We start from the raw sequence: 10,190 nt of genomic DNA on the forward strand, positions 1-10,190 counted from the left end.
TTCGTCGTTGATTTTGGAGTGCAAAAATAGCAAACCAACTATAACCACCAAATTTCTTTTATACTTTTTACTTGTATTTAGGTTTATACAAAGTGTTGTCAGGCACTTCTACATCTGGCTTACCGTCGTAGCTCTTCGTGTATAGTTTATAGCAAGCTCCAAATATAAAAGCAATCATACAGAAAAGTGTTACGTAGTACAAAAACCTTGATGACATCACCCAGTTAAACCCGAGGTCTTTCTCTTTATGCTCCTGTATCTGTTCGTTTATATCATTTACCATACTGCTGAAATTGCGTTGCAAAAATAAGGGACATCGATTAAAAAAAAGTGTATTTATAGCTTTTAGATAAATGTTTTTAGTAAAAGTATTTGCCTCCAATTGCAATATTCCCTTTATCTAATGGTAACGCTATAGAAACCGGAAAAAACCTGCGCTTCTGCAGCGATCGTTATCGACCAAGAAAAAATATGAATAAGCAAAAGCTTATCTATTTTCGGGATATGATTCAACAGTGGTTTAATTGGCGGACTGCACTAACGCTGTTTGCCGTTTGTATTGTAACCGGAACTATCTTTTACTCAAACTATTTGTCTAAAAAAATTGGGGCTGAAGAAAAACAAAAAGTAGAGACATGGGTAGAAGCTCAAAAAACAATCTTAACAGCTACTGAACAAACGAACCTGAATCTTGCCATTCGAATATCTACCGGAAATGATGACATCCCTATCATTGAAACAAATGAAAAAGATAGCATAACTAATAACTATGTAAACCTGGACTCGGCTAAAGTAAACGCGGACAAAAATTACCTCTCCGAAAAATTAAGAGAATTTAAACGTGTTCATCCGGCACCGATCATATTGCCTATACCGGAAAAACCGAATGCCGAAAACCGGTATTACTATGGGGAGAGCAGGCTGCAAAAAGAAGTTAGGTATTACCCGATCGTCCAACTAATTATTATCGGCTTATTCATAATCATTACTGTAATTGCTCAAAGGAGCCGTTACCAGAATACCCAAAACCAGGTTTGGGCCGGACTTGCAAAAGAAACGGCCCATCAACTGGGAACGCCTGTGACCAGCCTTGAAGGTTGGGTTGAGGTTTTGAGAGATATTCCGGGAAACGAAAAACTCGTTGGCGAAATAGAAAAAGATGTGAACCGGCTGAAGCTCATCTCTGACCGTTTTGGAAAAATCGGTAGCATTCCTAAGTTGGAAGAGCGCAACCTGGTAGAGCAGATTACCAGCATGATCGATTACATAAAGAAAAGAGCAAGCGGCAAGGTACAGTTCACCTTTAATACGAATGGTGAAACTAATATTCCCGCGATGGTTTCGCCACCGCTATTCGATTGGGTGATAGAAAACCTGTTGAAGAACGCACTCGATGCAATGGAAGGAAAAGGCAAAATAGATGTGACGGTTAAAGATGAAGTTGCTACGGTAGTTATCGACGTAAAAGACAACGGCAAAGGCATCAGCAAACAAAATATCGCGAAAGTTTTTAAACCTGGCTTTACGACTAAAAAGCGCGGATGGGGTCTTGGACTAACGTTAACCCAACGAATAGTAGAACAATACCACAGGGGTAAAATCTTCGTAAAACAATCTGAAATAGGCAAGGGAACTACTTTTAGAATTGTGCTGAACAAGTAGTTTTGAGTAAATGATTTTACTACATTTGCGCTCCCTGCTGCGGAGGTGGCGAAATTGGTAGACGCACTACCTTGAGGTGGTAGCGGGGTAACAGCCGTGGGAGTTCGAATCTCCTCTTCCGCACAAAGCTCTTGAATATTTCAAGGGCTTTTTTGTTTTTCGATTAAAACCAAAACAGCACTCGCAGCAGACTAAAAGTCTAATTTGTAAAACTGCGTTGCTGTATTACCAAAAATACTTGCTTGTTCATGTGGGCTAAATGAAGCAAAATAATCTGCAACAATTTCATGCGTTTGAGCATAAGAGGCTGCGACAAGACAAACGGGCCAGTCTGACGCAAACATGATCCTTTCTGTTCCAAAGGCAGCTACAACTACATCAAGATAAGGAGTGAAATCAGCCTTCGTCCAGGTTGTCCATGAAGCTTCCGTAACCATACCTGATACTTTACAAAAGACATTTTTACAAGAAGCAAACTGCTGTATGTCTTTTTTCCAATCATCTATTCGATTGTCTTTTATGTTTGGTTTTGCAATATGATCAATTACAAAAAACTGGTCAGGAAAGGTGCTAACTAACTCAAGCGAATATTTCAGCTGGTCAGGGAAAATCAGGATATCATAAGTAAATCCATATTTATTTAACAGGCTCACACCTCTTAAAAAGGCAGGACGAAGCATAAAGTCTCGCTGCGTTTCACCCTGCAAAACATGCCTGAAACCTTTCATTTTCTTAAACTGGCTATAATGCTCCAGGCGCTCTTCTACATTTTCTGCCTGCAGATCAACCCATCCAACTACACCTTTTATAAAATCCCATTTTTCTGCCGTCGACAAATGAAACGCGTTCTCTTCTTCAGACTGATCGGATTGCACAGTTACACAACCATCGATGCCTGCGTGCTGCAACAACGGTTGAAGATCGACCGGAGAAAAGTCTCTTTGAATAACCGCCATGTCATCGGTTATCCAACTGTCTCTGACCGGATCAAACTTCCAGAAGTGCTGGTGTGCATCTATTTTTATCATATTTCTTTTTGTTGACCAACAGTTGTTTTTTATAGCAACATCCATGCGACGCTCCATTTAAAGGCAGCTCAATCCTGAGCAAAGTCTGCTAAAATTATTTTTTTGAATATAATAAAAAGCGCGTCAAAAATGTTTAAAACACAAAAAGCAATAACCGCCGTCTTTAAGAAGAAGCACCAGCATCAAGAGCTTTAAAACAAAGTGGCAGCTAGTAATTCAAACAAAACGATCACTTGTTCAACACTTTTAACGTCTATTATAAAAGTCGATCCATTTGATAATTAACGGCTTATTAAGCAGATGGCTTCAGAAGGTCAACTAAATTATTTAAGATCACCATTCAACTTAATAGTAAATTGGCAATATGCTTTTCTTAGCAACAGAAATACCAAGGCTAACCCGATGAAATATGTACTATTTTCTATAGTAACTTGCATCGCCATGTTAATTGGTAATAGTGCGAGCTCACAAGACTTTTCTAACAAGGGAAAGGATTTTTGGGTTATTTACACCGGTCACGTTGATAGCACTGTCTCGAGGTTGGCCTTGTACATCACTTCAGATCAAAATGCCAAGGGTCAGGTCGAAGTAAACGGAGGCACTATTCCCTTTACTGTAACGGCTAACAATGTCACTACTGTACAATTTACCAACACGAGCAATCCGTCTAACTCTGTTGTCTATAACGGTCAATTAGAAGGGGTCGGCGTAAAAAGGGGAATTCACATTATTGCCGACAAGCCGGTAGTCGTGTATGCGCATATTCTCAATGCTGCCCGGTCGGGTTCAACTCTTGTGCTTCCCACTGCTGTCTTAGGTAAAGAGTATTATGCTTCCAGCTATAATCCTATAAGTTCTACCAGTGCTGACCGATCGGAGTTTGCTGTTGTTGCTACTGTTGACAATACCATTGTTGAAATTACACCGACAGCGCGCGATGCTAACGGTGCTCATAGTGCCAACGTTCCTTACCAGGTAAGTTTAAGTAAGGGCGACGTGTACCAATACCAAAGCAATGGTGACCTAACCGGATCACACATAAAATCAGTAGGTAGCGGAACTGTATCGTGCCAGCCTATAGCAGTATTTTCCGGATCAACCAGAACTTCTATGGGTTGCTCCAATCCAAATTCCGGTGATAATTTATACCAGCAACTTTTCCCATTCGCGTCCTGGGGACGATTGTTTTATACAGCTCCTTTCGTCAACAGGGCATATGATGTTTTTAGGATAATCGTGCAGGATGTGTCGACAGTTGTATCAGTGAATGGAGTTCCCTTAAATCCTTCATCCCTAGTTAATGGAAGGTTTTACGAATTTAATACTCAAGGAAATAATACAGCCCGAATTATTTCTTCAAATAAACCAATCTGCGTCTTTCAATATCTTATCAGCCAGAATTGCGATGGCGTGCTCGCAGACCCTGAAATGATTATTTTAAATGCTGTTGATCAAACGCTCAACAACATTACCGTCATGTCTGCAAGAAATAACCTGACACCACCCAATACCAACATCGTGAGCCATTTTCTAAACATCATTTTTAAAACAAATAATTTTAGTTCGCTTCTAATTGACGGCAAAAGTCCCGCTGCTTCACCTGTTGCCATACCCGGTACAGGTTATTCTTATCTACAAGAAAACGTTACTAATTCAACCAATGTAAATCCTGCCCATCACATTACTTCCGATAGCGGCTTTATCTGCATCGCTTATGGTTATGGAAATATCGAGTCGTACGGCTACAATGCGGGAACAAACGTCATCGACCGATACCAATACATTACGATGCAGAATTTGTATGCTTCTATCAACTTTCCTGCTACCTGCACTTACACCCCTTTTAATTTTTCTATCACACTACCTTATCAGCCCACTTCTCTAAACTGGGATTTTAATAATAATTCAAATCTTTCTCCCAATACTTCTATCACCAACAATGCGCCGCGACCTGACAGTTCGTTTGTTTTAGACGGCAAAACTTTATACGTATACAAGTTGAAAGCGAACTTTACTTTTTCTGCAGTAGGTACTTTTCCAATTAAAGTAATTGCACAAAATGCAACAGCAGAAGGGTGTAGCGGAACACAGGAAATAAACTATGATGTGGTAGTGTATGAAAGACCTAAAGCTAATTTTTCAATCACAGGAAACGGTTGCTTAAGTAACACAATGCAATTTGCAGATTCAACAAATAGTGATGGCAGAGCTATCATCAATTATAGCTGGAGTTTTGGTGACAACACGATTGCAGCAATAAAAAACCCTTCGAAAAAATATACAACAGCAGGAAACTACAATGTAAAACTGCAAGCGATTACTGACATCGGATGCGTAAATGAAACTACAAAACCGGTAGCAATCACGTCGGACCCAGTAGCAGGTTTTCGCATTCCTCAACCGACCTGTGTTTCTAATGCAATTACATTAACCGACACCTCCAAAGTGGGCGTAGGAACTATTGCAAAATGGACCTGGGATTTTGGCGACAGCAGCAGCCTTGTTATGAATACAACCGGTTCAGCTGTTAGTCACACTTACGCAAACACCGGTGCCTATACAGTTAGCTTGAATGTAGAAACTGCTGCAGGCTGTACGAACAACATAAGTAAAACGGTTAGCATTCATGCCCAACCGGTTGCTGATTTTATTGTGCCTGATGTTTGCCTGAATGATGCTTTTGCGAAATTTATTGATAGTACCTATATCGCCGACGGTTCTCAAAGTACCCTCAAATACCTATGGCATTTTGGCGATGCAAATGCAAGCGCAACTAATCCCGACACATCTATCCTTTTAAATCCACAACATAAATATTCCGCAACCGGTAACTACAATGCTACCCTCAAAGTAACATCTCAGTTTGGCTGTGCGTCAATCATTTCGAAACCCTTTTTTGTTAATGGCTCGTTTCCTAAAGCAGCTTTTATCGTAAAGGATAGCAACAACTTATGCAGTAACACAACAGTTGAAATTACTAATACATCAACCGTAGTTCCGGGCGTGATTACTAAGCTTGAAATAATTTGGGATGATATAAATGCTCCTGCAAAAGTGTTTACAGACGAGTCTCCTGCTGCAGGTAAAATCTACACAAACACTTACCCTTCTTTGCTAATCACGAAAAAGTACGAAATAAGGTTTAAAGCTTACTCTGGCCAGAGCTGCGTGAATGAAGTAGTTAAAACGATCACTGTCAATGGTTCACCTGACGTTACCTTTTTACCAGTTCCGGACATTTGTTTTGATGATGCTCCGAGACAAATTACACAGGTAACAGAAACCTCAGGACTAACAGGCGTTGGTTCGTTCTCAGGTACAGGTATTACATCCACAGGAATGTTTAATGCGGCTTCGACTACTTTGAATACAAATTCAGGCATTTTTCCTATTCTCTATACTTATACCACTGACAAGGGTTGTAAAGACACAGCTTCCGGTGCTATTACCGTTTGGAAAGTATCGGCAGATGCCGGACCTGATATTGTTGTTCTTGAAGGCAACTCGGCTACTTTAAACCCGGTTGTTTCGGGTGATAACCTTTCCTACAACTGGACACCAGTTATCTTTTTAAGTAGCAGTAAAATTAAAAGTCCAACTACCTCGCCAAGGAATAACGTAACCTACAAACTGACGATAACAGGCAACGCAAGTTGTACAGCTTCAGATACGATACTGGTTAAAGTAGTAAAGCAACCGGAAGTACCGAACGCATTCTCTCCGAATAACGATGGAGTCAATGACACTTGGAACATCAGGTATTTAAGTGCATCCGCCGATGCTACAGTGGAAATTTACAACAGGTATGGTACGCTCGTTTACAGGTCAATTGGATATAGCAAACCATGGGATGGAACCCGTAACGGAAGTGCATTGCCTGTAGGCGTTTACTATTATATCATCGACCCGAAATTTGGAAGGGCTAAAATAGCAGGATCTGTAACAATCTTAAGGTGAGTATAGAAGGCGCTACGGCTACTGATTGGGCACATTTTGGGGGATAGAATAATACTTCAACTCGATCATGTCATTCGGTAGCGGCTTATCATTCCACGATTTATGGATTGCCAGTGCTGTGCCGAGAGCTGTAGCCTGTGCCATAGAAGCAGCAAAAACTTCCAATCCAGGAAAAGCTTCTGCAAGTAAATTCATATAAATACTGTTCTTACTAAAACCGCCGTCTACAAACAGGCGCTTTACTTCTGATCCCTCTAAAACTAATTGTGTTGAAAATTTCTGTTGTGTAATAATGTCTAGCATCAATTGGTGATACGCCTGTTCATCAGATTCAAACAATGAAAGGTCTCGATTTGCAAACAAGCTTTCATTAATCAATTTCACTGTATCAGCAATTTCAGGCTTTTCGAATTTCTCTCTTAAAAAAGCAATTACCTCGCTGTCATATTCCATTGTTCTATATCGTATGGCGCCCTGGTTAAAATGTGCTGCAATGCGCTTTACCTGTTCTTCATGCTCATTGCCTGCAAACAACCTTGCTGCTTTCACAGGCTTGCCCTGGTAATTGAGAAACGATAGACAGTCATGCCTTAACTCTTCTATTGTTAGGGGAGCTTCATTAAACGGGTTTAAACTGATACACCACGTGCCTGTAGAAATAAGAACAAATGGTTCGTGGAAGCTGACGAGGTAAGGAATTAAAGCTGCAGAACTATCGTGCAAACCAATCCCTGCAACAATATTCTTCCCTTCAACTGAAGCTTCTACCACCTGTTCCCCCGATGCAACAGGAGCTAACTTTTCAATGATTCCCTCCTTATATACCCACTCATGATAATCTTCTTTTGTGAAGTCCCACAAGTTGGTATGACATCCGATGCTGGTGATATCAGAATAATATTTACCCGTAACGAGGTAGCTTATGTATTGAGGTAAATGGAGCGATTTTTTAATCTGCTTATAAATCTCCGGCTTTGCATACTTCAACCAATACAACTGCATCCCCGAATTCAAATGCCCCAAAACAGGCGACGCTGTTTTATATGAAAAAGATTCTCCGCCACCGTACGTATCATAAAACTGTATTTTCAGCTTTTCGGGAAAAGGCTTTAAATAGTTATAAAGTGGGGTAATGGGATTGCCGTCATTACCAAGGTTTACGAAACTTGCGCCGTAAGTTGAGAAATTAATGGCCTTGATTTCAAACTCTTCTAGAGCCATAATTTCATGAAGAGATTCGTAAACAGACAAACGAAGGCTCTCTACATTCTCACAGGGGAAACCGTCGTCATCTGTTGTCTCTACAAAACGTGCGGTCCGTTCGAAAACAATTTTATACTGCTGATCGAACAGGAAAAGTTTCTTGTTGGTTTTACCAACATCAATAATCGCAATGACGGGCTGAGTTGACATAAATTGGGTTGTTGATTTGTCCTTCCCTTGGGGAGCTAGAGGAGTCTACAATCCGGTTGCTACCGTTTTTAAACCTCTTTCTTTAATCAAATTCTCTCTCACTTTTAACTGCCGGTAAAGGTTCAAAGGTTCTAATGCCGCGCCACCTCTAAGCCTCGCCTCTGCAATCAGCGGACGAACATCTGTTCTGTAAGCACCTTGCAGTATTTCCTGTGCCCGTACAACATCGTTTGCTAACTGCGCCGCTTCTAACTCTTTCGCATCAACTAGTAATGCCTGGGCATATGCTATCATGATTGCTTCCACGGATTGCAAAAGGTCCTCAAGTGGATCCTTCACATTATGTGATGCATCAATCATCCATCCTAAATCTGATGCATGATTCATTCCTCTTGCATCCATGCCTTCGACCAATTCTTTAAAGATCAAAAACAACTGGTAAGGATTGATACTACCCACCGTCAGGTCATCGTCGCTGTATTTCGAATCATTAAAATGAAATCCGCCCAGCTTTTCTTCCATCAATAACAAGGCGACGATCTGTTCAATATTAGCATTTGGAAGGTGGTGACCAAGGTCAACAAGCGTATATGCTTTAGGCCCTAGTTTGCTTGCGTACAAAAATGATTGTCCCCAATCGCCAACAGTGGTAGAATAAAAGTTTGGTTCAAACGCTTTGTATTCGACAAACATTTTCCAATTGTCAGGCAACTCGGCGTACACTTCCTGTAAGCTCTCCAGCGTATTCTGAAAGGCTTTTCTCATGTTTAACTGACCGGGAAAATTCGACCCATCGGCCAGCCAAACGGTCAATGACTCCGAACCTAATTCTATTCCGTATTTGATCACTTCAATATTATGTTCGATGGCCTGTCTTCTAACACCTTTATCTATGTGTTGCATCGACCCGTACTTATAACTCCATTCCTGTCCTGCCTGGTCTTGAAACGTGTTTGAATTCATCGCATCAAAACGAATTCCGTGTTGTGCAGCAAGGGCTTTTATATTATTTGAATTCGTAGGAATATCCCACGGAATATGTAAAGAGATAGCGCCGCTACAATTATTTAGCTTATGCAACAGACCAATATCTTCTATTTTTTCTTCCAGGCTTCGAGGCTCTCCGCCACCGGCAAAGCGACCAAATCGGGTACCGCCTGTGCCCAATGCCCAACTAGGAATTGCAATCTGAAAATCAACGAGCTTCTGTAAAATCTCTTCGACATTTTTCACTGATGAAGCCACAAATTCAAACTTCCTTTTATGGTCGTTTAGGATCTCGTGGTTGAATTGATCAATCTTATATTTCTCGACTAGCATAACAATCTATTGATGAATTAAGGTAAATAAAAAAGTTCTTTCAATGGTATTTGTACCGGCGAGTTATCAGGGTTCGTTTCCATGATTCCCACGTTTTGTTTCCACCATTTTTGCATTATTTCTGTTGCTGGCAGATCGTTGAGTTTTGCAGCATCCTCAGCTTTCATCACTCCAAAAAGGTTATTAGTGGTCTCATCTAAGAAAATCGAATAGTCGCTGATGCCGGCATCTTTCAATAGTTGTTTTAGCTCGGGCCAGAGCTCGTCGTGCCGTTTTTTATATTCCTCTTCGAACCCGGGAAAAAGCTGCATTTTAAAAGCGATCCGTTGCATTATTATTTTCTTTGAAATGATTTTTTTATGGAACAGTCATTCGATCGTTTCTCATCATTGTTGCGTCGCACGCTTGTACACCATGTCTGTTTTGAACATTAATCTTCACCTTTTCGCAATTGGTCTAAACTCAAGCTAAAGCTCAAGCCGCTGGGCTTCGTTCTTGATTGAGACTTGTGCATCATGCTGTTTTGAACCTTAATCTTCACCTTTTCAAAATTGGTCTAAACTCAAGTTAAAGCTCAAGCCGCCGGGCTTCGTTCTTAATTAGAGCTTGTACATGCTGCTTGTTTTGAACCTTAATCTTCACCTTTTTGCAATTCGTCTAAACTCGAGTTAAAGCTCAAGCCGCTGGGCTTCGTTCTTAATTAGAGCTTGTACATGCTGCTTGTTTTGAACCTTAATCTTCACGTTTTTGCAATTCGTCTAAACTGGAGTTAAAGCTCAAGCCGCCGGGCTTCGTTCTTGCAACAGGACT

At 40.8% G+C, this 10,190-nt stretch carries 7 protein-coding genes and 1 tRNA gene; 3 read left to right on the forward strand and 5 right to left on the reverse strand.

Annotation, left to right across the window (positions count from 1 at the left end; all coding sequences use genetic code 11):
- Positions 1 to 67: 67 nt before the first annotated feature.
- Complete coding sequence (locus SAE01_RS22030; protein ID WP_147205998.1) at positions 68 to 283, reverse strand: hypothetical protein; 216 nt, start codon at positions 281 to 283, stop codon at positions 68 to 70.
- 188 nt (positions 284 to 471) lie between these two features.
- Between SAE01_RS22030 and SAE01_RS22035 the strand changes: the two genes are divergently transcribed.
- Together SAE01_RS22035 and SAE01_RS22040 are read left to right on the forward strand one after the other, a co-directional pair.
- Complete coding sequence (locus tag SAE01_RS22035) at positions 472 to 1,662, forward strand: sensor histidine kinase (protein ID WP_246113304.1); 1,191 nt, start codon at positions 472 to 474, stop codon at positions 1,660 to 1,662.
- A 39-nt stretch (positions 1,663 to 1,701) separates the two neighbouring features.
- A tRNA-Leu gene (locus SAE01_RS22040) sits at positions 1,702 to 1,785 on the forward strand.
- 68 nt (positions 1,786 to 1,853) lie between these two features.
- On the opposite strand, the gene SAE01_RS22045 is transcribed toward SAE01_RS22040, so the two are convergent.
- Complete coding sequence (locus SAE01_RS22045) at positions 1,854 to 2,690, reverse strand: amidohydrolase family protein (protein ID WP_170234243.1); 837 nt, start codon at positions 2,688 to 2,690, stop codon at positions 1,854 to 1,856.
- 402 nt (positions 2,691 to 3,092) lie between these two features.
- On the opposite strand from SAE01_RS22045, the gene SAE01_RS22050 reads away from it, so the two are divergent.
- Positions 3,093 to 6,647 (forward strand): PKD domain-containing protein, encoded by a 3,555-nt coding sequence (locus SAE01_RS22050; protein WP_170234244.1) that lies wholly within the window; start codon positions 3,093 to 3,095, stop codon positions 6,645 to 6,647.
- Between the two features lie 18 nt (positions 6,648 to 6,665).
- Here SAE01_RS22050 and SAE01_RS22055 read toward each other — a convergent pair whose 3' ends face one another.
- The 3 genes from SAE01_RS22055 to rhaM are packed head-to-tail and all read right to left on the reverse strand — an operon-like array spanning position 6,666 to position 9,712.
- Positions 6,666 to 8,060 (reverse strand): FGGY-family carbohydrate kinase, encoded by a 1,395-nt coding sequence (locus SAE01_RS22055; RefSeq protein WP_147206000.1) that lies wholly within the window; start codon positions 8,058 to 8,060, stop codon positions 6,666 to 6,668.
- A gap of 45 nt (positions 8,061 to 8,105) precedes the next feature.
- A complete protein-coding gene (locus SAE01_RS22060; protein WP_147206001.1) occupies positions 8,106 to 9,380 on the reverse strand; it encodes a sugar isomerase in 1,275 nt (424 codons plus the stop codon).
- A 17-nt stretch (positions 9,381 to 9,397) separates the two neighbouring features.
- Complete coding sequence (gene rhaM, locus SAE01_RS22065) at positions 9,398 to 9,712, reverse strand: L-rhamnose mutarotase (protein ID WP_147206002.1); 315 nt, start codon at positions 9,710 to 9,712, stop codon at positions 9,398 to 9,400.
- Positions 9,713 to 10,190: the final 478 nt, after the last annotated feature.

This window comes from Segetibacter aerophilus (assembly GCF_007991655.1).
Taxonomy (GTDB): domain Bacteria; phylum Bacteroidota; class Bacteroidia; order Chitinophagales; family Chitinophagaceae; genus Segetibacter; species Segetibacter aerophilus.

Bases quoted from the DNA above. Each gene is read 5' to 3' on its own strand.
- SAE01_RS22030 (WP_147205998.1), bottom strand. From the start codon at position 283: ATGGTAAATGATATAAACGAACAGATACAGGAGCATAAAGAGAAAGAC.
- SAE01_RS22035 (WP_246113304.1), top strand. From the start codon at position 472: ATGAATAAGCAAAAGCTTATCTATTTTCGGGATATGATTCAACAGTGG.
- SAE01_RS22045 (WP_170234243.1), bottom strand. From the start codon at position 2,690: ATGATAAAAATAGATGCACACCAGCACTTCTGGAAGTTTGATCCGGTC.
- SAE01_RS22050 (WP_170234244.1), top strand. From the start codon at position 3,093: ATGAAATATGTACTATTTTCTATAGTAACTTGCATCGCCATGTTAATT.
- SAE01_RS22055 (WP_147206000.1), bottom strand. From the start codon at position 8,060: ATGTCAACTCAGCCCGTCATTGCGATTATTGATGTTGGTAAAACCAAC.
- SAE01_RS22060 (WP_147206001.1), bottom strand. From the start codon at position 9,380: ATGCTAGTCGAGAAATATAAGATTGATCAATTCAACCACGAGATCCTA.
- rhaM (WP_147206002.1), bottom strand. From the start codon at position 9,712: ATGCAACGGATCGCTTTTAAAATGCAGCTTTTTCCCGGGTTCGAAGAG.